The 22963-nt window shown below is 60.4% G+C and carries 27 protein-coding genes; 14 read left to right on the top strand and 13 right to left on the bottom strand.

Going from position 1 to position 22963, the window contains the following annotated elements:
* The first annotated feature begins 233 nt into the window (after window positions 1-233).
* Genes AMK00_RS11760 through AMK00_RS11715 form a run of 10 tightly spaced genes read left to right on the top strand, consistent with a single transcriptional unit; the run spans window position 234 to window position 7599 of the window.
* Window positions 234-968 carry a GntR family transcriptional regulator gene (locus tag AMK00_RS11760; RefSeq protein ID WP_064802900.1) on the top strand — a complete coding sequence of 245 codons (735 nt, stop codon included), beginning with the start codon at window positions 234-236 and terminating at the stop codon, window positions 966-968.
* Window positions 968-1789 carry a sugar phosphate isomerase/epimerase family protein gene (locus tag AMK00_RS11755; RefSeq protein WP_064802898.1) on the top strand — a complete coding sequence of 274 codons (822 nt, stop codon included), beginning with the start codon at window positions 968-970 and terminating at the stop codon, window positions 1787-1789. The genes AMK00_RS11760 and AMK00_RS11755 overlap by 1 nt, the downstream gene beginning before the upstream one ends.
* 48 nt (window positions 1790-1837) lie before the next feature.
* Window positions 1838-2506, top strand: a complete 669-nt coding sequence (locus AMK00_RS11750) for an amino acid ABC transporter permease (RefSeq protein ID WP_064802896.1) — start codon at window positions 1838-1840, stop codon at window positions 2504-2506.
* 9 nt (window positions 2507-2515) lie between these two features.
* Window positions 2516-3166, top strand: a complete 651-nt coding sequence (locus tag AMK00_RS11745) for an amino acid ABC transporter permease (RefSeq protein WP_064802895.1) — start codon at window positions 2516-2518, stop codon at window positions 3164-3166.
* Between the two features lie 43 nt (window positions 3167-3209).
* Window positions 3210-4034, top strand: coding sequence for a transporter substrate-binding domain-containing protein (locus AMK00_RS11740; RefSeq protein ID WP_082240298.1), 825 nt, complete (start codon window positions 3210-3212; stop codon window positions 4032-4034).
* Window positions 4035-4041: 7 nt separating this feature from the next.
* Window positions 4042-4815 carry an amino acid ABC transporter ATP-binding protein gene (locus AMK00_RS11735; protein WP_064802891.1) on the top strand — a complete coding sequence of 258 codons (774 nt, stop codon included), beginning with the start codon at window positions 4042-4044 and terminating at the stop codon, window positions 4813-4815.
* Window positions 4816-4833: 18 nt separating this feature from the next.
* On the top strand, window positions 4834-5694 hold the full coding sequence (locus tag AMK00_RS11730) for a shikimate dehydrogenase (protein WP_064810481.1): 861 nt from the start codon (window positions 4834-4836) through the stop codon (window positions 5692-5694).
* Window positions 5695-5709: 15 nt separating this feature from the next.
* A complete protein-coding gene (locus tag AMK00_RS11725) occupies window positions 5710-6078 on the top strand; it encodes a 5-carboxymethyl-2-hydroxymuconate Delta-isomerase (protein WP_064810480.1) in 369 nt (122 codons plus the stop codon).
* Between the two features lie 31 nt (window positions 6079-6109).
* Complete coding sequence (gene aroQ / locus AMK00_RS11720) at window positions 6110-6559, top strand: type II 3-dehydroquinate dehydratase (protein ID WP_064802885.1); 450 nt, start codon at window positions 6110-6112, stop codon at window positions 6557-6559.
* Between the two features lie 2 nt (window positions 6560-6561).
* Window positions 6562-7599, top strand: coding sequence for a Gfo/Idh/MocA family protein (locus tag AMK00_RS11715; RefSeq protein WP_064810479.1), 1038 nt, complete (start codon window positions 6562-6564; stop codon window positions 7597-7599).
* A 171-nt stretch (window positions 7600-7770) separates the two neighbouring features.
* Here AMK00_RS11715 and AMK00_RS11710 read toward each other — a convergent pair whose 3' ends face one another.
* The 4 genes from AMK00_RS11710 to AMK00_RS11695 all read right to left on the bottom strand — a co-directional run bounded on the left by AMK00_RS11710 (window position 7771) and on the right by AMK00_RS11695 (window position 12547).
* On the bottom strand, window positions 7771-8004 hold the full coding sequence (locus tag AMK00_RS11710) for a BolA/IbaG family iron-sulfur metabolism protein (RefSeq protein ID WP_011425547.1): 234 nt from the start codon (window positions 8002-8004) through the stop codon (window positions 7771-7773).
* A gap of 19 nt (window positions 8005-8023) precedes the next feature.
* Window positions 8024-10255, bottom strand: a complete 2232-nt coding sequence (gene purL, locus AMK00_RS11705; RefSeq protein WP_064810478.1) for a phosphoribosylformylglycinamidine synthase subunit PurL — start codon at window positions 10253-10255, stop codon at window positions 8024-8026.
* Window positions 10256-10427: 172 nt separating this feature from the next.
* Window positions 10428-11006, bottom strand: coding sequence for an acyloxyacyl hydrolase (locus tag AMK00_RS11700; RefSeq protein WP_064802880.1), 579 nt, complete (start codon window positions 11004-11006; stop codon window positions 10428-10430).
* Window positions 11007-11128: 122 nt separating this feature from the next.
* Window positions 11129-12547: an aminotransferase-like domain-containing protein gene (locus AMK00_RS11695; RefSeq protein WP_064802878.1), complete on the bottom strand. Its 1419-nt coding sequence runs from the start codon at window positions 12545-12547 to the stop codon at window positions 11129-11131.
* 81 nt (window positions 12548-12628) lie between these two features.
* Here AMK00_RS11695 and AMK00_RS11690 point away from each other — a divergent pair, with 81 nt between their 5' ends.
* Window positions 12629-12883, top strand: coding sequence for a DUF1127 domain-containing protein (locus AMK00_RS11690; protein ID WP_064810477.1), 255 nt, complete (start codon window positions 12629-12631; stop codon window positions 12881-12883).
* A 21-nt stretch (window positions 12884-12904) separates the two neighbouring features.
* Here AMK00_RS11690 and AMK00_RS11685 read toward each other — a convergent pair whose 3' ends face one another.
* The 7 genes from AMK00_RS11685 to AMK00_RS11655 all read right to left on the bottom strand — a co-directional run bounded on the left by AMK00_RS11685 (window position 12905) and on the right by AMK00_RS11655 (window position 18903).
* Window positions 12905-13303: a hypothetical protein gene (locus AMK00_RS11685; protein WP_064802874.1), complete on the bottom strand. Its 399-nt coding sequence runs from the start codon at window positions 13301-13303 to the stop codon at window positions 12905-12907.
* A gap of 90 nt (window positions 13304-13393) precedes the next feature.
* Window positions 13394-14065 (bottom strand): phosphoribosylformylglycinamidine synthase subunit PurQ, encoded by a 672-nt coding sequence (gene purQ, locus AMK00_RS11680; protein ID WP_064802872.1) that lies wholly within the window; start codon window positions 14063-14065, stop codon window positions 13394-13396.
* Window positions 14062-14616 carry an RNA 2'-phosphotransferase gene (locus tag AMK00_RS11675; protein ID WP_064810476.1) on the bottom strand — a complete coding sequence of 185 codons (555 nt, stop codon included), beginning with the start codon at window positions 14614-14616 and terminating at the stop codon, window positions 14062-14064. The genes purQ and AMK00_RS11675 overlap by 4 nt, the downstream gene beginning before the upstream one ends.
* A gap of 46 nt (window positions 14617-14662) precedes the next feature.
* Window positions 14663-14905, bottom strand: coding sequence for a phosphoribosylformylglycinamidine synthase subunit PurS (gene purS, locus AMK00_RS11670; RefSeq protein WP_011425539.1), 243 nt, complete (start codon window positions 14903-14905; stop codon window positions 14663-14665).
* A 15-nt stretch (window positions 14906-14920) separates the two neighbouring features.
* Window positions 14921-15685 carry a phosphoribosylaminoimidazolesuccinocarboxamide synthase gene (gene purC / locus AMK00_RS11665; RefSeq protein WP_011425538.1) on the bottom strand — a complete coding sequence of 255 codons (765 nt, stop codon included), beginning with the start codon at window positions 15683-15685 and terminating at the stop codon, window positions 14921-14923.
* A 271-nt stretch (window positions 15686-15956) separates the two neighbouring features.
* Window positions 15957-18254, bottom strand: a complete 2298-nt coding sequence (locus AMK00_RS11660; RefSeq protein ID WP_064810475.1) for a putative bifunctional diguanylate cyclase/phosphodiesterase — start codon at window positions 18252-18254, stop codon at window positions 15957-15959.
* A gap of 94 nt (window positions 18255-18348) precedes the next feature.
* A complete protein-coding gene (locus AMK00_RS11655) occupies window positions 18349-18903 on the bottom strand; it encodes an RBBP9/YdeN family alpha/beta hydrolase (RefSeq protein ID WP_064802867.1) in 555 nt (184 codons plus the stop codon).
* Between the two features lie 172 nt (window positions 18904-19075).
* On the opposite strand from AMK00_RS11655, the gene AMK00_RS11650 reads away from it, so the two are divergent.
* From AMK00_RS11650 to AMK00_RS11640, 3 genes are all read left to right on the top strand, one after another.
* Entirely contained in the window at window positions 19076-19879 is an 804-nt protein-coding gene (locus AMK00_RS11650; RefSeq protein WP_064810474.1) for a DUF2189 domain-containing protein, read from the top strand.
* 144 nt (window positions 19880-20023) lie between these two features.
* The gene (locus tag AMK00_RS11645) at window positions 20024-20503 is read left to right on the top strand and encodes a low affinity iron permease family protein (protein ID WP_064802862.1); all 480 of its coding nucleotides are present in this window, start codon (window positions 20024-20026) and stop codon (window positions 20501-20503) included.
* Between the two features lie 56 nt (window positions 20504-20559).
* Entirely contained in the window at window positions 20560-20970 is a 411-nt protein-coding gene (locus AMK00_RS11640; RefSeq protein WP_064810473.1) for a hypothetical protein, read from the top strand.
* Window positions 20971-21025: 55 nt separating this feature from the next.
* Here AMK00_RS11640 and purB read toward each other — a convergent pair whose 3' ends face one another.
* Window positions 21026-22333, bottom strand: a complete 1308-nt coding sequence (gene purB, locus AMK00_RS11635; protein ID WP_064810472.1) for an adenylosuccinate lyase — start codon at window positions 22331-22333, stop codon at window positions 21026-21028.
* A gap of 128 nt (window positions 22334-22461) precedes the next feature.
* On the bottom strand, window positions 22462-22962 hold the full coding sequence (locus AMK00_RS11630) for a hypothetical protein (protein ID WP_064810471.1): 501 nt from the start codon (window positions 22960-22962) through the stop codon (window positions 22462-22464).
* Window position 22963 lies beyond the last annotated feature (1 nt).

Genomic DNA, 22963 nt, shown 5'->3' with positions numbered 1-22963 from the left:
TCCCAATGAGGTTCGACTATCAAAATAATCGATTATTTGTCAAGCTATCACTATGCGCTCAATGCTGGCTGCCAATGAAAGCATGGCCAGAAGGATGCCGTAAGCATTGGAAATGACGTGATTAAAAGGCTTCTGAAGGCGAGAGATGGGAAGCTCGACACTTTTCTAGGTTGACATAAATAATCGTTTATTATACCGATAATCGAAACTTGCGCCGGATTGCTGGAGGAAGAATGGACACGGCCGACGACAGCTCTCTTGGGCCGTTGACAGAAGATGTGCCGTCAACCGGCTTTCTCGACGATGGTAAGAACACCATCGGCAGCCAGCTCGCATCGCGCCTTCGGGAGGCGATCATCTCCGGTGAGCTGGAAGCGGGCAGCAAGATCAATCTCGACAAGGCGCGGAAGACTTTCAACGTCAGCCTGAGCCCGTTGCGGGAGGGCTTGGCCCGGCTCATTTCAGACGGCCTGGTCGAGTTTCAGGACAACAGAGGCTATCGCGTCGCCCCGATCTCGCTGGCTAATCTGGAAGAGGTCACGAGCCTGCGCGAGGAGCTCGAGGTTTTTGCGTTGCGTGAATCCATGCGTCTTGGCGACGTCGAATGGGAGGGCAACATTATGCGTGCGCTTCATCGTCTAAACCGCTCGGAGCGCGACGCCGCGCGTCCCGAAACGCTGGAACAATGGGAAGCGCTTCACCGCGAATTCCACCTCACCTTGATCTCGGGCTGTGGCAAACCTCTGCTACTTCACTTCTGCAGTCTTCTGCTGAATCTCAACGACCGATATCGCCGCGTCTTCTTGATCCGTACGTCGGGGGATCGCAATGTAGGGCAGGAGCACAGCGAGATTGCCCAGGGAGCGGTCGCGCGTGATGTCGACTATGCCTGCGAGAAGCTCCGCCAGCACATCCATCGCACCGGCACCAATCTGCGCAACCATCTCGCGGCGAAGGGGATCGCGTGATGGCCGCCGTAACATCGAAATCGGCGCCACTGATTGGCGTCGCGCACTTCTCCGCGATATTGCTGTCTCCCATAGAATTTGCGAAGGCCGCTGCGTGCGCGGGATTTTCCAGGATCGGGCTCAGACTGAATCCGGCGTTCCCTGGTGCGCCCTACTACGAGTTGCCTGTCGGTGGTTCGGCTGCGCGCGAGCTGAAAACCGTGCTTGCCGGTGAAGGCATCGAGGTTTTCGATATCGAGTTCTTCGTAATCGACCCCTCGTTCGACGCGTCGTCGGTGGAGGCCACAGTCGCTGCGGCTGCGAACATTAGAGCACGCCGGCTCAGTGTCTGCGGAGATGATCCTGATCAAGCCAGATTGGCATCGAACTTCTCGGATCTCTGCGGCCTTGCGGACCGCTACGGCTTGGCTGTCGATATCGAGAACATGGGTTGGCGGGTGATTAAAACCTTTCAGGACAGCGTCAATCTTGTGAAGGCGAGCGGTGCCCGCAATGCCGGCGCCCTCGTCGACGGAGTACATTTCTTCAGGAATGGCGGTACGCTCGCCTCGCTCCGAACCGAGATTGGCAGGGTAAGGCACGTTCAGTTGTGCGATGTCACTGGACCAGCGCCGATGACACCAGAGGAGATGATCACTGAAGCTAGAGGCGGGCGGTTCGCACCGGGGGAGGGTGAATTGCCATTGAAGGAACTCGTTGCAGCGGTCGATAGCTCCGCGGCGATCTCGGTGGAAGTCCCACTCGCAGGGTCTGCCCCGCCTGAGACGCATTTGAAACATCTGTACGACAGGGCCGAAGAATTATTCGGGCCGGATCGCTGATCCGGCGCCGGCAAGGCGTGAGCCGCGCCGGAGGGAGGAAGTCAACATATGGGCTATACGTTCGATTTTGGTGCGGTCTTCGACCGCGCCCCGGAATTGTTTTGGGGTTCGCTTGGGACGCTCGGTCTCGCGGTTGCCGGAATGATCCTTGCGCTCACGATCGGTATTCTCGGCGTCGCTGCAAGAACGTCCAAGAACAAACTTGTCCGAGCTCCGGTGATTGCCTTTATCGAGATCGTTCGAAACACACCGTTCCTGGTGCAGATATTCTTTATCTACTTCGCCCTTCCGCTTATGGGCATCCGTCTAAACCCTACAGCTACTGCCATCATCGCGCTGGGGATCAATGGCGGCGCCTATGCGATTGAGATCATTCGAGGCGGCGTGGAAAGCGTGAGCAAGGGGCAGGTCGAGGCAGGCTTTGCGTTGGGGTTGCATAAGGCCGATGTCTTCCGGCTGATCGTTTTGAAGCCGGCTCTGCGGGCGATCTATCCGTCCCTGACCAGCCAGTTCGTGATGCTGACCTTGACGACTTCGGTCTGCACTTCAATCGCCGCCTACGAGCTGACCTCGGCGGCGCAGCGGATCGAATCCGACACCTTCCGAAGCTTCGAGGTCTATTTCAGCGTGACCGCAATCTACCTGGTCATCTCGAGCCTGATGATGGGCATCTTCGCCCTTATCTCCCGTTCCTACTTCAACTACCCGACCCGATAGGAGGCGTTCATGGGTCCCATCGGCGAAAACGAGCTGTTCTTCCTCTTGCAGGGTCTGAAGTGGACTGTGCTGCTGGCCATCATCGGCTTCCTCGGCGGAGGCATATTCGGAATCCTGATCGCTCTGGTGCGCACGTCGCAGAACCGTGTCGCACGCTTCGTATCGTCGGGCTACATAGCGCTCTTCCAGGGCACGCCGCTCCTGATGCAGCTTTTCGTCGTCTACTACGGCGTCGCGCTTTTGGGCGTCGACGTCAATGCATGGATCGCTGTGGCCATAGCGTTCACCCTGCATGCGAGCGCTTTCCTGGGCGAGATCTGGCGCGGCTCGATCGAGGCCGTTCCGAAGGGACAGACCGAAGCCGCGAACGCGCTCGGGCTGCATTACGTCTCCCGGATGAAGGACATTGTCCTACCACAGGCGCTGAAGATTTCGATGCCTGCAACCATCGGATTTCTCGTTCAGCTCATCAAGGGCACATCGCTCGCAGCAATCGTCGGCTTCATCGAGCTGACCCGTGCCGGACAGATCATTTCGAACCAGACCTACCGCCCGCTGCTCGTCTTTGGGATCGTCGGAATAGTCTATTTCATCATTTGTTGGCCTCTCTCCCACATCGGGAGCGGCCTCGAAAAACGGATGGCAAAAGCTGCCCGCTAACCTTGCTTCGCTCGAAGCAAAGACCACAGAGGAGGAGAATGGAATGTATAGCAATCGCAGACAATTTCTTGGAATGGCCCTGGCTACGGCCGCCTTCGCCACGGTAGGCGCTGCTGCGGCTTCCGCGGCGACCGTCGAGGAGATCAAGGCCAAGGGCACGATCGTCGTCGGCATTCAGGGCGACAACGCGCCATGGGGCTTCGTCAACACGAGCGGCAAGCAGGACGGGTTCGATGCCGATGTCGCGACACTCTTCGCTAGGGAACTCGGAGTTAAGGTCGAGTTCCAGCCGCTCGCTGTCGCCAACCGCATTCCGGCCCTGACCACCGGCAAGGTCGACATCCTGTTCGCCACCATGGCCATGACGGAAGAGCGCGCCAAATCGATCCAGTACAGCAAGCCATACGCGGCGAACACGATCTCACTTTATGCGGCAAAGGCCGATACCGCAAAAACGCCTGCCGATGTAGCCGGCTGGGAAATCGGCGTGCCGAAGTCCAGCTCGCAGGACAAGGCTATTACCGACGCGATGGGATCGACGGCGACCGTCCGCCGTTTCGACGACGACGCCGCAACCATTCAGGCGCTGGTCTCCGGACAGGTCAAGGCCGTCGGAGGCAACATGTTCTACGGACAGCGGCTCGATGCCGCCAGCGCCGGCACCTACGAGCGCAAGATCGACTTCCTGACGACTTACAATGGCGTTGGAACGCGACTGGGCGAGAAGGACTGGAACGAGGCCGTCAATGCCTTTCTCGACAAGATCAAGGCTAATGGCGAACTTGCAGCCATCACCAAGAAGTGGATGAAGATCGATCTGCCGACGTTCCCGGAATCCATCCCCAACATTCCGTTCACCGTTAAGTAAAGCATACATGGAGGGTGCCGTGCTCAGTTCCGCTAATGATCAGTCGACATTGATATCTTTAAATCAGGTGGAGAAGTGGTACGGCTCCTTCCATGCGCTGAAAAACATCAGCCTGTCGGTTCGCAAAGGTGAGAAGATCGTCCTTTGCGGACCTTCGGGTTCCGGCAAGTCGACGTTGATCCGCTGCATCAACGCTCTCGAGCTGATCCAGGAAGGCAGGATCATCGTCGAGGGGCAGTTGCTCGACGGCACAAGCAAGGCGGTTGATGCCATTCGGCGTGAAGTCGGGATGGTGTTCCAGAACTTCAATTTGTTCCCGCACATGACCGTTCTGCAGAACTGCGCGCTTGCACCTATGAGGGTCCGCGGAACCAGCCGGGCCGACGCCGAGAGGCTGGCGAGAAAATACCTCGAACGAGTTCGAATCCTTGACCAGGCGGAGAAATATCCCGCGCAGCTCAGCGGAGGGCAGCAACAGCGTGTCGCCATTGCCCGGGCGCTCTGCATGGAACCCAAGGCGATGCTGTTCGACGAACCCACATCGGCGCTCGATCCGGAAATGGTCAAGGAAGTGCTGGACACGATGATCGGACTCGCACGCGACGGCATGACCATGATCTGCGTCACCCATGAAATGGGCTTCGCCCGTCAGGTTGCAGACAGGGTCATCTTCATGGCTTCCGGCGAGATCATAGAGGAGGCCGAGCCCGAGGTCTTCTTCAAGTCTCCGAAGCATGAGCGCACCAAGGCTTTCCTTGGCGAGATCCTCGCACATCACTGAGCCGATTGGGTTTTTGAGATGAACAATAACAAATTCCTCGTCGGTCTCATCGGGGCCGACATCCAGATGTCGAAGTCACCCGCACTGCACGAAATCGAGGCGCGGCACCTGAAGCTGGATTACCATTATGAACTCGTCGATTTCGCCGAGCGCAGTTTACCCGCTTCTGCGCTGCCTGAATTGCTCGTAGAGTTCGAAGACCGCGGATTCGCGGGAAGCAACATCACGCACCCCTGCAAGCAGACGGTCATCGCTCATCTTACCAGCCTGTCGGAGGACGCCGAGATGCTCGGAGCGGTCAACACGGTTGTGCTTCGGGACGGAAAGCGGATCGGGCACAATACAGACTGGTATGGCTTCTACAAGAATTTCGAGCGCGGCATGCCCGGTGTCGCCAAAACGCATGCCGTCCTGCTCGGAGCCGGCGGCGCAGGGGTGGCGGTCGCGCACGCAGCAATTAAGCTGGGTATCGAGATGCTCTCGATCTTCGACCAGGACACAAATCGCGCCGCCGCGCTTGCCGATCAGCTCAACCGGCGCTTTTCAAGAACCTGCGCGCAGCCGGTCAGGGAAGTCGGTGCGGCGCTCGCTTCGGCCGATGGGCTGATTCACGCGACGCCGACGGGCATGCGAAGTCATCCGGGTCTCCCGATCGAACCGGAATGGCTTCACCCACGTCACTGGGTCGCCGATATCGTCTATATGCCGCTCGTGACGGAACTTTTGGCCCTGGCAGAGAAGAAGGGGTGCAGGACCTTGCCGGGCGGCGGCATGACCGTGTTCCAGGCCGCGGCTGCCTTTGAACTATTCACGTGTGTAAAACCGGATGCGGAACGCATGTCGCGTCACTTCGAAGAATTGTGCCGAGCTCCAGCCTGACCGGGAGGACATGCCTTGCCGCACATTATCATCGACTACAGCCGAGGTGCTGCCGAACGGGTAGCGATCGACGAATTGACCAGAGCGGTCCATCATCGAGTGCGCGACGGAGGCCTGGTGAAACCCACAGCCGTGCGGACGTTTGCCAGGGAGGCGACCTTCTCCTGCGTCGGCGACGAGCATCCGGACAATCACTTCATCCAGATAATCGTGCGCATGGCGCCTGGCCGGCCGGCAGAAACGAAGCGGCGGCTGTTGAAGGCGGTCCTCGAAGCCGCGTGCGATGTAGCGGCCCCCGCGCTGCATGCGGGCCGGCTGGGGCTGCGGGCAGATCTTTACGAATCCGATCCGGACTTCGCATTCCAGCAAATAGCGTTCGCCTGAGCCTGGCAACGCCCTCACAAGGACAATTACAATGAGTTTGATCTACGTTCTCAACGGCCCAAACCTCAATTTGCTCGGCAAGCGTCAGCCTCACATCTATGGTCACGAGACGCTGGCCGACGTCGAAGCAGACTGCCGGAAACTGGCCTCGGAACTCGGCCACGAGATCCGTTTCCACCAGAGCAACCGTGAATATGAAATCATCGACTGGATCCACGAAGCGCGCGAAGACGGAGCCGGCATCGTCATCAATCCGGCCGCATTCACGCACACGTCGCTGGCAATTCTCGACGCCTTGAACACATTCGAAGGTCCCGTCATCGAGATCCATATCTCCAACGTGCATAAGCGTGAAAGCTTCCGTCATCATTCTTTCGTTTCCCACCGCGCCGATGGAGTCATCGCCGGTCTTGGTACGGAGGGCTATCAGCTCGGAATCCGCCGAGTCGCGACGATGCTCAAGGTGCCGAAGAAGGAGTGACAATGGCTCCCGCAGTCAGACTGGCGGTCCTCGGAGCGGGGCTTATCGGAAGGCGTCACATCAAACACGTGCTGGACGAACCGATGGCAGAGCTTATCGCTATCGTCGATCCGACCCCGGCTGGAGAGGCGATCGCAAGCGAGGTCGGCACCAAATGGTTTTCGAGCTTCGCTGAACTGGTCGCCGCGGGGCGCCCCGACGGCGTCATCATCGCGACGCCCAACCAGATCCATGTCAGAAACGGCTTTGAGGCCGTAGAGGCCGGCATCCCGGCCTTGATCGAGAAGCCAATCGCCGACGATATTGCCGCTGGCGAGAAGCTTGTTCAGATAGCCGAGGCCAAAGGCGTTCCGCTGCTGACCGGACATCATCGCCGACATAATCCGATGATGCAAAGGGCTAAACAGATTATCGAAAGCGGAGAGCTCGGGCGAATACTGGTCGTAAATGCCATGTTCTGGCTATTCAAACCGGAGGAATATTTCGACACTTCCTGGCGGCGCGAACGCGGCGCGGGACCAGTCTTTCTCAATCTGATCCACGACATCGACAACCTTCGTTACCTGTTTGGAGATATCGCTGCCGTCCAGGCATGCGAATCCAATGCAGTTCGCGGAAACGCCGTTGAGGAGACCGCAGTGATCCTCATCGAGTTCAAGAACGGAATTCTCGGCACTGCTTCCGTTTCGGATTGCGTCGTCGCCCCATGGAGTTGGGAAATGACGACCGGCGAAAATCCCGCCTATCCTAAAACTGGGGAGGCCTGCTACATGATCGGCGGCACCCGCGGGTCGCTGTCGGTGCCGTCACTCGAAATGTGGAGCAATCCCAGCAAGCGGAGTTGGACGGAACCATTCGAATGCAATCGCGCCGAAGTCGAGAATGAAGACCCGCTCATCTTGCAGATACGCCAGCTTTGCAGGGTCATCAGAGGCGAAGAAGCGCCGCTGGTCAGCGGACGTGAGGGACTAGAAACCTTGAAGGTTATCGATGCCGTGAAGCGATCCGCCGCAGCGGGCAAGCGTATCAGCCTGACCTAAATGGTTGCGCGCCAGCTCAAGGTGGTCGCAACTGTTTGACGTAGGGTGCATACGAGTTCGGGCACCTTTGTCATCCAGAACCGCTTTGCAGAGAACCAAAGACCCGGCAGGAAGGAATCCTTCCACCCGGGTCTGTTTCATTTCAAGCTTCAACCGGGCGAAGCCGGCATATCAATCCGGCGCGGAGGTCTGCAGAGCGAGAGCGTGCAATAGGCCACCCATATTGCCCTTCAGCGCCTCGTAGACCATCTGGTGCTGCTGCACGCGGCTCTTGCCGCGGAAGGCTTCGGCGACGACTTCGGCGGCGTAGTGATCGCCGTCGCCCGCCAGATCGCGGATCGTCACCTTGGCACCGGGAATCCCAGCCTTGATCATGTCTTCGATATCGCCGGGTTTCATGGCCATGATCGTTACTCCTTGCGCATCATTCCGCGGCAAGTTCGCCGCGGCCTTCCATGAAATCAGGGAACCACGATTCATGGGCATCGCGCAATTGCTGAATCGGCAGTGAAATAAGATCGCCGACATCAAGTGTATCGCCCCCGACCGTGCCGAGGCGACGGAAGGGAACGCCAGCGCCTTCCGCATTGACGCAGACGAAATCGGCGACATCGGCCGGCACAGTCAGCACGTAACGGGCCTGATCTTCGCCGAAGAGCAGCGCATGCGCAGCACCCTTGCCTTCGGCGAGATCGATCTGAATGCCCTTGTCCGAGGCCATGGCCATTTCGGCAAGGGCAACGGCCAGGCCGCCCGAGGAAATGTCGTGGCAGGCGGTCGCCTGGCCGTTGCGGATGACGGAGCGGACGAAATCGCCGTTGCGGCGCTCGGCGAAGAGATCGACTTCCGGCGCCGGACCCTCGCGGCTGAAAAGGACATCGCGGAGGTAAATGGACTGGCCGAGGTGGCTGCCGTCGACGCCGATCATGATCACCTTGTCGCCGACATTGGCGCTGCCGATGCGGACCATCTTGCGCCAGTCCGGCAGCAGGCCGACGCCTGCAATCGTCGGCGTCGGCAGGATGGCGACGCCATTGGTCTCGTTGTAGAGCGAGACGTTACCGGAGACGATCGGGAAATCGAGCGCGCGGCATGCTTCGCCGATGCCCTTCACCGCCTGAACGAACTGGCCCATGATTTCGGGCTTTTCGGGGTTGCCGAAGTTGAGATTGTCGGTGGCGGCAAGCGGCTCGGCGCCTGTCGCAGTGATGTTGCGCCAGCATTCAGCGACCGCCTGCTTGCCGCCCTCGAAGGGATCGGCCTCGACATAACGCGGCGTCACGTCGGAGGAGAAGGCAAGCGCCTTGCTCTTGTGGCCATCGACGCGCACGACACCGGCGTCGCCACCGGGGAGCTGCAGAGAATTGCCCTGGATCAGCGTGTCATACTGTTCGTAGACCCAGCGGCGGCTCGACTGATTGGCGGAGCCGACGAGCTGGAGCAGCGCCTGGCCGTAATCCTCGGGGGCGGCGACGAGATTAGCGGGCAGGGGCGCCGGCTTGCCGGATTCACGCCAAGGGCGGTCATATTCAGGCGCCTGGTCGCCGAGATCCTTGATCGGCAGGTTGGCGACTTCTTCGCCCTGATGCATGACGCGGAAGCGCAGATCATCGGTCGTCCTGCCGACGATGGCGAAGTCGAGGCCCCATTTGACGAAGATCGCCTTGGCCTGCTCTTCCTTTTCCGGCTGCAGCACCATGAGCATGCGCTCCTGGCTTTCCGACAGCATCATCTCATAGGCGGTCATCCGCTCTTCACGGACCGGTACCTTGTCGAGTTCCAGCAGAATGCCGAGATCGCCCTTGGCGCCCATTTCGACGGCCGAGCAGGTGAGCCCGGCCGCACCCATGTCCTGAATGGCGATGACGGCGCCGGTCTGCATCAGCTCGAGGCAGGCTTCGAGCAGGCATTTCTCGGTGAAGGGGTCGCCGACCTGAACGGTCGGGCGCTTTTCCTCGATCGATTCGTCGAATTCGGCCGATGCCATGGTCGCGCCGCCGACGCCGTCGCGGCCGGTCTTGGCGCCGAGATAGACGACCGGGAGGCCGACGCCCTTGGCTTCGGACAGGAAGATGGCGTTCGATTTCGCGATGCCGGCGGCAAAGGCGTTGACGAGGATATTGCCGTTATAACGCGCATCGAACTCGACTTCGCCACCGACCGTGGGAACGCCAAAGGAATTGCCGTAACCGCCGACGCCGGAGACGACGCCGGAGACGAGATGGCGGGTCTTCGGGTGATCCGGCTCACCGAAGCGCAGCGCGTTCATCGCGGCGATCGGCCGGGCGCCCATGGTGAAGACGTCGCGAAGGATGCCGCCGACGCCGGTCGCAGCACCCTGATACGGTTCGATGTAGGAGGGGTGATTGTGGCTCTCCATCTTGAAAACCACGCAATCGCCGTCATCGATATCGACGACGCCGGCATTCTCGCCGGGCCCCTGGATGACCCGCGGCCCCTTGGTCGGCAGCGTGCGCAGCCATTTCTTCGAGGACTTGTAGGAGCAGTGCTCGTTCCACATGGCCGAGAAGATGCCGAGCTCGGTGAAAGTCGGCTCGCGGCCGATCAGATCCAGAATGCGCTGGTACTCGTCCGGCTTCAAGCCGTGGCTTGCGATGAGTTCCGACGTGATCGGGATGGTGTTTGGAATGGTCATGAGCGGAAAGTCCCTGGCGCGGTTTGCGCTGTCTTTAGCTTATGTAGCGGCGGCGCGCGACAGAAAAAAACCACCGTCAACACAGTGAACTGATCTCCGAAGTTGGACACCCAACTTCGGGGTTCAGTTTACAGGGCGGACAGGCTTTTGTTCTCGTGAAGGCGGCAATCGCTCAGAACTTGTAGCCGATCTGGATGCCGGCGCGCGTCATACCGTCGTTCGGGCCGTCGCAGAGATCGGCATGAGAGGAGTGGGCGATCTGGGCCATCACGTTCCAATTGCGGGTGAAACGGTAGCCGGCGCCGACATATTCGTGGAACAGAACGCGACAGCCGAGTTCCGGGCCGTCATCATTGTCGTCCAGCTCGCCGGTATGGATGACCCCGCCGAATCCGGCTTCGGCAAAGAGCTTCTCGTTGAGATCGACCGTCCAGGTGAAGCCCGTGAAGAACTGCGTTGCTTCACCCGAGGTGCCGATCGAGGTGCCGAGATGGACGCGGGGATGCAACAGCTGTTGCTGCCAGCCGACGGCCTCCTCATATCCAAAAGGATCGAAGAGAGCGGTAATCTCCGGAAAAACGCCATCTTCCCCGGCACGACCCGATTGCACCGAGGCGGAGGCCCCGAATCGCAATTCATCGAATATCTGCTCGCCGGCATTGGCCGAACCCGCCATCGAAGTGACGGCTACGGCCGCCACGGATGCCAGCCCCAAGAAGCGTAACGCGATCTTTCCGAACTCGACCCTCATCTGCCGTCCTTTGATTCGCACCAAGCGGGAATAACAAAGAGGTAGCACGGGGGTCGGAGCGGTAAAGCGCTCTCGTCAGGCGTGTGCGTTTTTTCGGAATTATGGCGTGTATTTGCAACAGGTCATATTTCGCCGTCATAGGCGGAACCGCCATTTTCCAGCAGCCGGCGCAGGATCATCAGGCCTGCGGTCAATTCCTGGCCCGTTTTGGGTGAGGAGAAGCCGATGCGAATGCGGTAGTAGGTTTTCTCGCCGCGGGCCGCCTTAAACTCGTCTTCGTCATCGACCAGCACGCCGTCGCGAAAGGCGGCATTCTTGAAGGTGCCGGACATCCAGGGCTCCGGCAGTTTCAGCCAGAGGAAGGGCGCATGCGGGTGCGACGCGAAGTCGAAACCCCGCAGATGCTCGCGGGCGAGGTGGGCACGTCGGGAGAGTTCCCCGATAACTTCCTTGCGGATCTCGTGCGCCCGGCCGCTTTCGACCAGGCGGGCACAGGTCTCTGCCAGGATGAAAGGCAGGCCGCCGGTGACCATCCTGTGCGTTACCTTGATGCGCTGGGCAAAATGCGGCGGGCAGGCGACCCAGCCGCCGCGCACACCGGCGGCGACCGATTTCGACAGGCCGTTGACCAGGAAGGTGCGATCGGGCGCAAGCGCGGCAATGAGCGGCGTCTCATCGTCGGCCATGCCGCCGTAGAGGTCGTCCTCGATCAGCCAGACGCTGTGCTTTCTGGCAATTGCGGCAATTGCCGCGCGCCGCTCGTAGGGCATGATCGTCACTGTCGGATTATGCACGGTCGGCATCAGGAAGGCGATCTTCGGATGCTGCTGCTGGCAGAGCCGTTCGAAATCGTCGGGAATGATGCCGAATTCGTCGGAATCGACCGTCACCGTACGGCGGCCGAGAAGGCGGGCGCTGCGGCTGACCTGGGTATAGGTCAGATTTTCGAAGACGATCTTGTCGCCCGGCGCCGAGACAGCGGCAATAACGGCAACCGCCGCGGCATGGGCCCCGAGCGTCGGTACGATGTTTTCGACCTCCGGTGTCCAGCCGCTGCGGGCAAGCCAGCGGCGGCCCGCGTCGAACCAGTTCCGCGGAAAGCTACGGGAATAGGAGGAAATCTCGGTGAGATGCTGTTCGCCGATCTCGGCGAGGATGGCTGAGATGATCTTGCCCTGGCCGAGATCGGGGGCGGCTGTCGTATCGAAACGGATCTTGTCGGCCGGCGCGTCCTGAAAGCGAGTGCCGCCAAGCGAGACGGCCAGTGCATCGGTTTGTTCGCCGGGCGGCGTCTCGGCGCGGTTCAGCACGTAGGTGCCGCGGCCCACCTCGCCGGCAACCAGGCCGCGCTCGTGCACCAGCGCATAGGCGCGGCCGATCGTGCCGATCGTCACCCCGATATCATAGGCAAGATTACGCTGCGGCGGCAATTTGCTGCCGGCGGGCAGGGCGCCGCTCGCAATGGCGGATTCGATGCTGTCGGCAAGCCGGAGATAGACCGGCCCGGAGCCGCGGGAAAGATCAGGAAGCCAATTTGTCATGGTGACAATTGCTTATATTGTCACTGTGTGCCTGTCAAGTTTAAGAGTCAATTCCACGGATGAGCCGAGAGGATTCCTGGAATGTCTGCATTGCCCGAAATCAATACGCGAATTGTGCCGATTGTCTCTTATGAGGACAGGCGCGTCATTCTTCCCAGCCCGCCTGCCGAGGCGACGATGCCTCTGGGACGGATCTGGGCCGCCATTCGTCTCTGGCATCAGAAGCGGGAGGGACGGCGCGCGCTCAGGGAGCTTACGGCGGCAGGGCTCAAGGATATCGGGGTATCGCAGTCCGAAGCCGCACGCGAAATCGGCAAGTCATTTTTCTGGGACTGATGCTGCGGGCGACCGCGGCGATCAATTGCAGGCTCTGTTGCCGCCGGACCAACGATTGACGTCGGCGGCGATGCGGCCGGCGACGGGGTCCGACATCATCGGACCAAAGGCCTGCAGACGGGCAGGGCTTCCCTCGGCCTGGACGACGAGCAGCGGCCGGCTTTCCGGGCTGGCCTTGTGGACGAGCAGGATGCGCGGCCGACCGGAGAAGGAATTGAGCTCCGGAGCGAGCTTATAGGCTGCAAAGGCCGGATCGCCCGATTTGAACCAGCAGGCATTGGCGCCGAGCGCTACGCGCTCCATCGTCGGCAACGCCGCCCGGTTTGGACCTGCTGCCGGTGCCGGTGATTGGCAGGCGGCGACAATGTTTGCCAGAGCAGTCAACAAGGCGGCGTTTGCGACGGAGAGGCGGGGACGCATTGATCTTGCTCCAGTGATCCGGATGAAGGTCTTCTCGGCTGCACGCCGTTGCCCGCGGTAGGCCTGCGGGCGGCATGGCTGAGGTGGGGGTCAGGCGGCGACGACGTCGAGCGCCGAGGCGAAGAGGCCCCGGCCATCCGAACCGCCATGGGCGGCCTCGATCAGGTTTTCGGGATGCGGCATCATGCCGAGCACATTGCCCTTTTCGTTCATCACGCCGGCAATGTCGTTGATCGAACCGTTCGGATTGGTGCCCTCGGCATAACGGAACAGCACCTGACCATTGCCCTCGATCTTCGCCAGCGTCGCTTCGTCGGCAAAATAATTGCCGTCGTGGTGGGCGACAGGGCAACGGATGACCTGCCCTCGCGCGTAGGCGCGGGTGAAATCCGTCTCGGCATTGACGACTTCGAGCTTGATCTCGCGGCAGACGAATTTCAGCGAGGCGTTACGCATCAGCGCGCCCGGCAGCAGGCCGGCTTCGACGAGGATCTGGAAGCCGTTGCAGACGCCGAGCACCTTCACGCCCTTCGCAGCCTTGTCGATGATCGCCTGCATGACCGGCATGCGGGCGGCGATCGCGCCGCAGCGCAGATAATCGCCATAGGAAAAGCCGCCGGGGATGACGATCAGGTCAACGTCGGGGATTTCCGTCTCCGTCTGCCAGATCGTCACCGGTTGGTGACCCGTGATCTTGGTGAGAGCGGCGATCATGTCGCGATCGCGGTTGAGGCCCGGAAGTTGAACGACGGCTGATTTCATAGAGTCCCCGCATTTCGCGAAAGATATTGGACTGGAACGCTCTCGGCGAGCCATACTCCATTGTCCGCGACAAAGAAAGAATGGCCTTCTGAAAACATGGCGGCTGCGTCGACACGCAGAATGATATAGTCGCCCTTGCGGCGCACGGCGACAATTTTCGCCGTATCGATGTCGGCCGATAGATGGACGTGGTGCCGCTCCATCTTCTTCAGGCCTTCGCGCTCGATCGACGGCCAGTTCGTGAGTGACGTGCCGTGAAAGAGAACTGCCGGCGGTTCAACCGGGGTCAATGCCAGGTCGACCTCGACACTGTGGCCCTGATTGGCGCGGATCCTGTTATCGACAAGCGTGAAGCGTTTCTTCGGACTGTTGTCGATCACCTCGAGGATATCGGCGCGGGAGACGCCGTATTTCGACGTCAGCACCTTTTCGAGATCATCGAACGATACCCAACCCTCGGCATCAAGCGTCAAGCCTGCGGCATCCGGCGCATGGCGCAAAACATAGCTCATGAATTTCGAGACTTCCGTCTCCAGCTTTGCCTTCAGCATGACGCTCAATCCATAAGACCCGCCGGTTGACGGGCAGGTCTGCAGGTCAGTCGATCGCGATCGCGTAATTCTCGATGACCGTGTTGGCGAGCAGTTTTTCGCACATCGCCTTGAGGTCTGCCTCGGCCATGGCCTTGTCGGCGCCTTCGAGCTCCAGGTCGAAGACCTTGCCCTGCCTTACATGGCCGACGCCCGAAAAGCCGAGGGCGCCGAGCGCGCCTTCGATGGCCTTGCCCTGCGGATCGAGAACGCCGTTTTTCAGCGTGACGGTGACACGAGCCTTGATCACTTTGTCTTTCCTGCCTTACTTGACGAGAACCGGGCCGGTGCCGCGCACAGGCTCGTTTTCATTGATGATGCCGAGACGGCGTGCGACTTCGGAATAGGCTTCGAGCAAGCCGCCGAGATCGCGGCGGAAGCGGTCCTTGTCCATCTTCTCGCGGGTTTCGATATCCCAGAGCCGGCAGCTGTCGGGCGAGATTTCGTCGGCGAGGATGATCCGCATCATGTCGCCTTCGAAGAGGCGGCCGCATTCGATCTTGAAATCGACAAGCTGGATGCCGACGCCGAGGAAGAGGCCGGTCATGAAATCGTTGACGCGGATGGCGAGCGCCATGATGTCGTCGAGCTCGGCCGGATTGGCCCAGCCGAAGGCGGTGATGTGCTCTTCGGAGACCATCGGATCGTCGAGGGCGTCGGACTTGTAATAGAACTCGATGATCGAGCGGGGCAACACGACGCCTTCCTCGATGCCGAGGCGCTTGGCGAGAGAACCGGCGGCGACATTGCGCACGACGATCTCCAGCGGGATCATCTCCACTTCCCTGATCAGCTGCTCGCGCATGTTGAGCCGGCGGATGAAATGGGTGGGGATGCCGATCTTGTTCAGATGGCTGAAGATATATTCGGAAATGCGGTTGTTGAGAACGCCCTTGCCGTCGATGACTTCGTGTTTCTTCTTGTTGAAGGCGGTGGCATCGTCCTTGAAGAACTGGATCAAAGTGCCCGGCTCCGGGCCCTCATACAGAATCTTTGCCTTGCCCTCGTAGATACGGCGGCGACGGTTCATCTTGGTCATTCTCTGTTGTTGGCGCTCTTGGGATAGCGCGAGTGGATCGATCTCGTGGCGTCCCCTTAAAGGAAAAGAGAGTGTTTCACAATCCGCCTGTCGCTCCTTCCCCGGTTTCCGGATTTCGTGGCCCCGGTTCCCGGATTTCATGGCCCTGTTTCCGGATTTTACGGAATAGCGCCAAGAGAATCGAATGAATTCGCGTTACGAGTCTAGCGGCTTTTTCTCTACGCTGGAATGAAGGCGAAATGGCGGGCCGCTTATACAGGTTTTATTTGGCGGTTCTGCTTGGCGTCGCGCGGAGAAGATGCGTCTGCAAGCCGCGCGCGGCGGTCAGCCCGTGTCGCCAGCTTCCGACGCGAATGAAGGAGGGGATCTGCATGGCCGGCATCGGCCGGGCGAGCGCATAGCCCTGCAGCGTGTCGCAGCCGAGTTGCTCCAGAATGCGCACATGATCAGCCGTTTCGACGCCCTCGGCAATGACGAGAATATTGAGCGAGCGCCCGATATCGATGATCGAGCCGACGAGTTTACGCTGCTCGGCAGACTGCGGCAGCATGCGGATCAGCTCGCGATCAATCTTCAGCGTGTTCGGGCTCAGGCGCAGAAGGCTGACGATCGAGGCGTGGCCGGTGCCGAAGTCGTCGATGTGAATGTCGATGCCGAGCTTGCGGATCTTTTTCAAATTGGCCGCCACCACCTTGTCGCAATCATCGAGCGGGATCGATTCCAGCAGTTCGAAGGCGATCGCGCCGGGCTCGATCTTCAGGGCGCGGAGCTTCTTGCCAAGATCGGGATCGGTCAGCCGCCGGGCGGAAACGTTGACCGATATTTTCGGGATCGACAGGCCATCCTTGATCCAGGCACGGCGGTCCGCCAGCGCGCGCTCGAGGATCAAGGCGTCGATCGTCGAGACGACGTCGAGATCCTCGGCGATATCGAGAAAGCGGTCTGGCGTCAGCAGGCCGTGCACGGGATGTTGCCACCGTGCGAGCGTCTCGACGCCTGTGACATCGAGCGTGCGGGCGTCGAACTGTAATTGATAGAACGGCACGAATTCATTGCGCTCCAGGCCGATCAGGATTTCATCGGCGAGCTGCTTGGCAGAGACGATATCGTTGCGGGCCGATGCCGAGAAGAATTCGAAGCGGTTTCGGCCGAGACCTTTGGCACGATAGAGTGCGATGTCGGCGTCGAGCAGCGTCTGCTTGGCGTCGAGCTTGGCGCCGCCATTGACCGCGATGCCGATGCTGGCGCCGAAACGGCAGTCATGCCCCTCATATCTGACGGGTCGGCGCAATTCTCGGATCAGGCGTTCGGCCAGGCTGGCGATCTTCTTCGATGCAGCATCGACGGCGCAGAGGATGACAAATTCGTCACCGCCGATACGGGCGACGAAATCGGCGGCGCGGACGGAATATCTGAGCACATTTGCGGTGTGCTGCAGCATGGCGTCGCCCGCCCGATGGCCGAGGGTATCATTGATCTGCTTGAAGCGGTCGAGATCGATATGCAGAACCGCCAAAGCGAGGCCTTTAGCCCGGCATTGCGCCGCGCCGTCGTCGAGCATCTTGTCGAGATAGCGGCGGTTCGGCAGGCCGGTGAGGTAATCGTGCAGCGCCAGGTGTTCGATGCTTTCCTTGGCGGCTTCGAGTTCGCGGTTGCGGGCTTCCGCCAGTTCCTTGGCACGCTGCAGCTCGTTGCGAAGCGCGACCTCCTCGGTGACGTCCCAATTGGCGCCGATCAGCTTGCGCTGGCCGTTGCCGTCGACGAAGAAGGCCGAGCGGGCACGGATGATGCGTTCGACGCCGTCGCCGCGGATTATGCGGTATTCCTGCTGAAAGTCGCTGCCGCTTTCGACGCTGCGGTCGGCCAGCCCGAGCACGCGTTCCCGGTCGTCCGGATGCAGGCTTTCGGCCCAGGCCTCGCCGCCGATCTTGCGCGCCGCACCCTGCAAGCCGTAAATGGCAATCAGGCGATCGTCCCATTCGACGCTGTCGTTTTCGATGTCGGCCTCGAAGACGCCGATGCGGGAAATTTCCAGCGCCAGATCGAGCCGGCGTGACAGGCGCGACAGCGTCTCCTCGGCTTCCTTGCGGGCGGTGATATCGATATCCGTGCCGACGATGCGCGTCGGTACCCCGTTCTCATCCCATTCGACGCAGGCGCCACGGCAGTCGATCCAGACCCAGTGGCCGTCCCTGTGGCGTTCACGATATTGGAAGATCTGATAATCCGGATCGCCGGCATTCTGCCGCTCGATCGCATGAGCGACGAAGTCCCGGTCGTCGGGATGGACGAGTTGCAGCCAAGCCTCGTAGTCGCCGGCGACGTCCTCGTCCGGCGCCATTCCGCGGATGATTTTCCACGTCGGCGAATAATATTTCCGGTCGAGACGGTAATTGTGATCCCATACGCCGAGGCCAGAACCAACAAGCGCATGGTTCCAGCGGCTCTCGCGCTCGGCCAGATCGGAATCGTCGGTCGACCCGTTGCCGACGCCAGCCTCAGCCGCTGCGAGATCGCCATGCGGTTTGTCGGCCTCCGGGCGGGCTTTCTTCACGGGCATTCTCGCTGATTTCATCTCGGCGCAGTCTGGGGGCTTTCTATTAAGAAATGCTTAGAAAGCGGTCGCTGAAATGGCGAGGGTCGGGGGTTCCAAATCAGGCAGAGAGGCGGCTGAGGAATTGGGCGAAGACCATTGTTCCTTCGGGCCACGGGCCGTGCCCGGACTCAGCATTGATATGCCCCGCCTCGCCGGCATCGACGAGGAAGGAACCCCAGCTGCTGGCGATATCGTCGGCATGGTCGTAGCTGCCGAACGGATCGTTGCGGCTGGCGACGGTGATCGAAGGGAAGGGCAGCGGGTCGCGCGGATAGGGCCCGAAGGTCATCAGGTGCTTGGGGCGAATGTCGGGATTGGTGACTTCAGGCGGAGCGACAAGGAAAGCGCCTGCCACCCGTTTGCGGAAATGTGGGATGGCATGGATCGCCGAGGGCACGCCGAGCGAATGGGCGACGAGCACGACCGGGCGGGTCGAGGCGTTCACCTCTTCGGCGATGCGGGCGATCCAGTCCTCGCGGACCGGCTTTGTCCATTCGGCCTGTTCGACGCGCCGCGCTGTGCTGAGCTTCGCCTGCCAGCGGCTCTGCCAGTGGCCGGGGCCGGAATTGGTGTAGCCGGGGATGATGAGAATATCTGCGTCTGAGGCTTTCATAGTGCCGCCGATGTGAGAAGGCTTGACCAAGATGTCAAGAGGGGGCGGCAAGGGAGCGACACGGGCGCTGAAATTTGTTATGTTACTCCAGTGCCGGTTGCGGATTTCGTATCGGCTTACCCGCCGATGCATGTCCGCGGCCGACCAAGTCTCGGCTGAGGAGGAGAAAGCCATGGCGGCATTTCATGTCATGACGGGTGCCAATGAAAACCTGGCGCGGCCCGTGGTCAATCGCATCGGCATCGCCGACGTCTTCGATGCGCTCAAGCGCGGGCTCGACGATTTCAGTGAGAAGCCTTCCCATTACGTGTTCCTGTGCCTGATGTATCCGATTGCCGGCGTCTTCCTGACGCTGTGGACCTCCGGCGCCAATCTTCTGCCAATGGTCTTCCCGCTGATGTCCGGTTTCGTGCTCATCGGCCCGATTGCGGCGATCGGTCTTTATGAGATCAGCCGCCGGCGCGAGGAAGGCCTCGATACGTCATGGACGCATGCGCTCGAGGTGCGCCATTCGCCGGCGCTGCCTTCGATCATCGCGGTCGGGCTGATGCTCTTTGGCCTGTTCGTCGTCTGGCTGGTGACGGCACAGACGCTGTACGCCAATCTTCTCGGCGAAGTGTTTCCGCGCACCATGACGGACTTCACCCGCCAGGTTTTCGGCACGGCGCAAGGCCTACAGCTGATCGTCTGGGGCAATCTCATCGGATTCGGTTTCGCGCTGGTCGTGCTGGCGATTTCAGTCATCACCTTCCCGCTTCTGCTCGATCGTGATATCGGGGCGGTCGCCGCCGTCGTGACCTCGATCCGTGCGACGGTCATCAATCCGGTGCCGGTGCTGCTCTGGGGCCTGATCGTCGCAGCGCTCCTCGTCGTCGGCACCATCCCGGTCTTTGCCGGACTCGCGCTCGTCATCCCGATCCTCGGCCACGCGACCTGGCATCTCTACCGCAAGCTGATTGCGCGGGAAGCTGTATAGCTTCGATCCTGCCCGCGGAAAACCTTGATACCGTGGGATCCCCGATTTTCGGGAACCTCGAACCTGCCTCGGAGTTTTTTGCGAGAGCATGATTGTAGCAACATCATGCTCCCGAGACTCCGAGGAGAGAGTTCAGAGGTGACGATGACGCATCTGTTTGCCCGCTTCGCAACCAAGACATCGGAATGGGCGGGTAAGCCCGTCATCTTCATCCTGGCGCTGTGCGTCGTCATTATCTGGGCCTTGCTCGGCCCCTTCTTCGACTATTCGGAAACTTGGCAGCTCATCATCAACACGGGTACGACCATCATCACCTTCCTGATGGTCTTCGTGCTGCAGAACGCCCAGACGCGCGACACCCGGGCAATCCAGGCCAAACTCAACGAAATCATCCTGACAAGCCATGCCGAAAATCGCTTCATCGGCATCGAAAATCTCGACGAGGAGGAGCTGAAACATCTCGACCAGCTGGTCGCCAAGGCTGCCAAGGGCAGGGGCGAGACGGAGGCTTGCAGTACTGCGGAGACCGCGGAAGCCGCTGCGCCGAAAAAGACCGATGCGCGTAAGCGATCGGGGAATGCTAAGGGCTCGAAGATGAAGCAACGACCGCTTGAGAAGAGCTGAATTCCGCAATATGCTTTATAACGCATGTCGGGTCTAAAGCTGTTTTGCAGGGGGAAATGCGCGATTCCTTTCTCAGAGAACCGCAGGTCGAATTGTTTTTTCAGGCCTATCTCATAGGGCTGCCATTGGGCCATTTGCCTTTTTTCTTCAGTGATCTAGGCCTTGGTCTGCTGTTCGCGAAGTTTTTTCTTTCGCTTCCGATCGTTTTTTTATTGTTTATTTTTTATCGCATTAAATATGCCGCAGTAAATTCAAGGCCATTTTTGTGGGGATCCATCATCTTTATCGCAACGTTGGTGTTAATCGTTGCGTCGTTCTTTTTGATGCGCGGCGGGATAAATGATCTCACACGGAAGGACATGACAATATTGGAGATTATCCTGATTGTGTCCGCTCCTTCTCTCCTTGCGACATGCATCTACTTCCCGGTCATGATCAGGCTGCGGCTAGGACGGAGCGTCGGGTAGACAGCACAGGAGACAACGGCGCCGGAAGGCGCCGCCATGACGTGGAAAAGAATCCTTATGCAGCTCCAAACACCCGCCGGAAGATCGTATCGACGTGCTTGGTGTGATAGCCAAGGTCGAACTTCTCGCGAATATCCTCCTCGGAGAGCGCAGCGCGGACCTCCGCATCCGCCAGCAGCTCTTCCAGGAAATCCTTGCCCTGTTCCCAGACCTTCATGGCGTTGCGCTGCACCAGGCGGTAGGCGTCCTCGCGGGAGGTGCCAGCCTGGGTCAGCGCCAGGAGGACGCGTTGGGAGTGGACGAGGCCGCGGAACTTGTTGAGGTTCTTCTCCATGTTCTCCGGGTAGACCAACAGCTTTTCGATGACGCCGGCCAGACGTGAGAGGGCGAAATCGAGGGTGACGGTAGCGTCGGGGCCGATCATGCGCTCGACCGAGGAGTGAGAGATATCGCGCTCGTGCCAGAGGGCGACGTTTTCCATGGCCGGCATGGCGTAGGAGCGGACCATGCGGGCGAGGCCGGTGAGGTTTTCGGTCAGCACCGGGTTACGCTTGTGAGGCATGGCCGAGGAGCCTTTCTGGCCGGGGGAGAAATATTCCTCGGCCTCCAGAACCTCGGTGCGCTGCAGGTGGCGGATCTCGGTTGCGAGCCGCTCGATCGACGAGGCAACGACGCCGAGGGTGGCGAAATACATGGCGTGGCGGTCGCGCGGGATGACCTGGGTCGAGACCGGCTCGGCCTTCAGGCCAAGCGCCTCGGCGACATGTTCCTCGACGCGCGGATCGATATTGGCGAAGGTGCCGACGGCGCCGGAGATGGCGCAGGTCGCGACTTCCTCGCGGGCGGCGACGAGGCGCTGGCGGCAGCGCTCGAATTCGGCATAGGCGAGCGCCAGCTTGACGCCGAAGGTGGTAGGCTCGGCATGGATGCCGTGCGAGCGACCGATGGTGACGGTGTCCTTGTGTTCGAAGGCGCGGGTTTTCAGCGCTGCCAGCAGCCGGTCGAGATCGGCAATCAGAATATCGGTGGCGCGCACCAACTGGACGTTGAAGCAGGTGTCGAGCACGTCTGACGAGGTCATGCCCTGGTGGACGAAGCGCGCATCCGGGCCGACGATCTCGGCGAGATGGGTCAGGAAGGCGATGACGTCATGCTTGGTGACAGCCTCGATCTCGTCGATCCGGGCGACGTCGAAGGTGGCCGCACCGCCCTTTTCCCAGATGGTCTTCGCTGCCGATTTCGGAATGACGCCGAGTTCGGCCAGCGCGTCGCAGGCATGCGCCTCGATCTCGAACCAGATGCGGAACTTGGTTTCGGGAGACCAGATGGCGACCATTTCGGGCCGGGAATAACGCGGGATCATGGGCGGCTGCCTTCACTTCAAGAGGTTAAGCATCGATGTTTTGTTTTTGCGCAATTTCGGGCGCAAAACCGCTGAACACTTTTGCTGAAATTGCTTCAGCGCCCCTGTAGCAAAGACGGGCGGCAATCTCAACGCATGCGTTTGGCAAGATGATAGCTGCTGACGACAAGGCAGACGAGGCCAAGCGGCAGGAAAAGGCGAAGGCCGATCACCAGGAACTGGTAGACGGCGCTGATGCCGGTAAAGACGAACTGGAAGGCCCAGGCGACGCTGCCGAAGGGCGCGTGCCAGCGCGAATAGAAGATCCGGTATTCCATGGCGAAGAGAAAGGCGGTCATCAGGATCGTGGCTGCCGTCAGCGTCACGAAAAAGGCGGCGAACCGCGCTTCCGGCGGTCTGTTATAGGCAAAAAAGCGAGCGACCGGCAGGGCGAAGGGCCAGGAGAGCAGGCCGCCGAGAAAATAGAGTGCCGCCAGCTCGGCGAGCCGGCTCGTCTCGAGGCCGTTGCGGAGGTACAGGCCGAGCATCGCGGCGGCCAGCATCTGCACGCCCCAGAGCAGTGCGCCGGCAAAGAGATCGGAGGAGGGCGGCTTTGCCGCCCTCAGACGATCCGTCCTCGGGCGATCCATG

The sequence above is a fragment of the Rhizobium sp. N621 genome (assembly GCF_001664325.1).
In the GTDB taxonomy this organism is placed as follows: domain Bacteria; phylum Pseudomonadota; class Alphaproteobacteria; order Rhizobiales; family Rhizobiaceae; genus Rhizobium; species Rhizobium esperanzae.
This window is presented reverse-complemented; position numbering and strand designations above follow the sequence as displayed.

Bases quoted from the DNA above. Each gene is read 5' to 3' on its own strand.
- purC (WP_011425538.1), bottom strand. From the start codon at position 15,685: ATGAACCGTCGCCGCCGTATCTACGAGGGCAAGGCAAAGATTCTGTAT.
- AMK00_RS11695 (WP_064802878.1), bottom strand. From the start codon at position 12,547: ATGACAAATTGGCTTCCTGATCTTTCCCGCGGCTCCGGGCCGGTCTAT.
- AMK00_RS11640 (WP_064810473.1), top strand. From the start codon at position 20,560: ATGCGCGATTCCTTTCTCAGAGAACCGCAGGTCGAATTGTTTTTTCAG.
- purQ (WP_064802872.1), bottom strand. From the start codon at position 14,065: ATGAAATCAGCCGTCGTTCAACTTCCGGGCCTCAACCGCGATCGCGAC.
- AMK00_RS11645 (WP_064802862.1), top strand. From the start codon at position 20,024: ATGACGCATCTGTTTGCCCGCTTCGCAACCAAGACATCGGAATGGGCG.
- AMK00_RS11745 (WP_064802895.1), top strand. From the start codon at position 2,516: ATGGGTCCCATCGGCGAAAACGAGCTGTTCTTCCTCTTGCAGGGTCTG.
- AMK00_RS11715 (WP_064810479.1), top strand. From the start codon at position 6,562: ATGGCTCCCGCAGTCAGACTGGCGGTCCTCGGAGCGGGGCTTATCGGA.
- AMK00_RS11675 (WP_064810476.1), bottom strand. From the start codon at position 14,616: ATGCTGAAGGCAAAGCTGGAGACGGAAGTCTCGAAATTCATGAGCTAT.
- AMK00_RS11710 (WP_011425547.1), bottom strand. From the start codon at position 8,004: ATGGCCATGAAACCCGGCGATATCGAAGACATGATCAAGGCTGGGATT.
- AMK00_RS11735 (WP_064802891.1), top strand. From the start codon at position 4,042: ATGGAGGGTGCCGTGCTCAGTTCCGCTAATGATCAGTCGACATTGATA.
- AMK00_RS11650 (WP_064810474.1), top strand. From the start codon at position 19,076: ATGGCGGCATTTCATGTCATGACGGGTGCCAATGAAAACCTGGCGCGG.
- purL (WP_064810478.1), bottom strand. From the start codon at position 10,255: ATGACCATTCCAAACACCATCCCGATCACGTCGGAACTCATCGCAAGC.
- AMK00_RS11655 (WP_064802867.1), bottom strand. From the start codon at position 18,903: ATGAAAGCCTCAGACGCAGATATTCTCATCATCCCCGGCTACACCAAT.
- AMK00_RS11730 (WP_064810481.1), top strand. From the start codon at position 4,834: ATGAACAATAACAAATTCCTCGTCGGTCTCATCGGGGCCGACATCCAG.
- AMK00_RS11700 (WP_064802880.1), bottom strand. From the start codon at position 11,006: ATGAGGGTCGAGTTCGGAAAGATCGCGTTACGCTTCTTGGGGCTGGCA.
- purB (WP_064810472.1), bottom strand. From the start codon at position 22,333: ATGATCCCGCGTTATTCCCGGCCCGAAATGGTCGCCATCTGGTCTCCC.
- AMK00_RS11685 (WP_064802874.1), bottom strand. From the start codon at position 13,303: ATGCGTCCCCGCCTCTCCGTCGCAAACGCCGCCTTGTTGACTGCTCTG.
- AMK00_RS11755 (WP_064802898.1), top strand. From the start codon at position 968: ATGGCCGCCGTAACATCGAAATCGGCGCCACTGATTGGCGTCGCGCAC.
- AMK00_RS11690 (WP_064810477.1), top strand. From the start codon at position 12,629: ATGTCTGCATTGCCCGAAATCAATACGCGAATTGTGCCGATTGTCTCT.
- AMK00_RS11750 (WP_064802896.1), top strand. From the start codon at position 1,838: ATGGGCTATACGTTCGATTTTGGTGCGGTCTTCGACCGCGCCCCGGAA.
- AMK00_RS11740 (WP_082240298.1), top strand. From the start codon at position 3,210: ATGTATAGCAATCGCAGACAATTTCTTGGAATGGCCCTGGCTACGGCC.
- AMK00_RS11630 (WP_064810471.1), bottom strand. From the start codon at position 22,962: ATGGATCGCCCGAGGACGGATCGTCTGAGGGCGGCAAAGCCGCCCTCC.
- AMK00_RS11660 (WP_064810475.1), bottom strand. From the start codon at position 18,254: ATGCCCGTGAAGAAAGCCCGCCCGGAGGCCGACAAACCGCATGGCGAT.
- aroQ (WP_064802885.1), top strand. From the start codon at position 6,110: ATGAGTTTGATCTACGTTCTCAACGGCCCAAACCTCAATTTGCTCGGC.
- AMK00_RS11760 (WP_064802900.1), top strand. From the start codon at position 234: ATGGACACGGCCGACGACAGCTCTCTTGGGCCGTTGACAGAAGATGTG.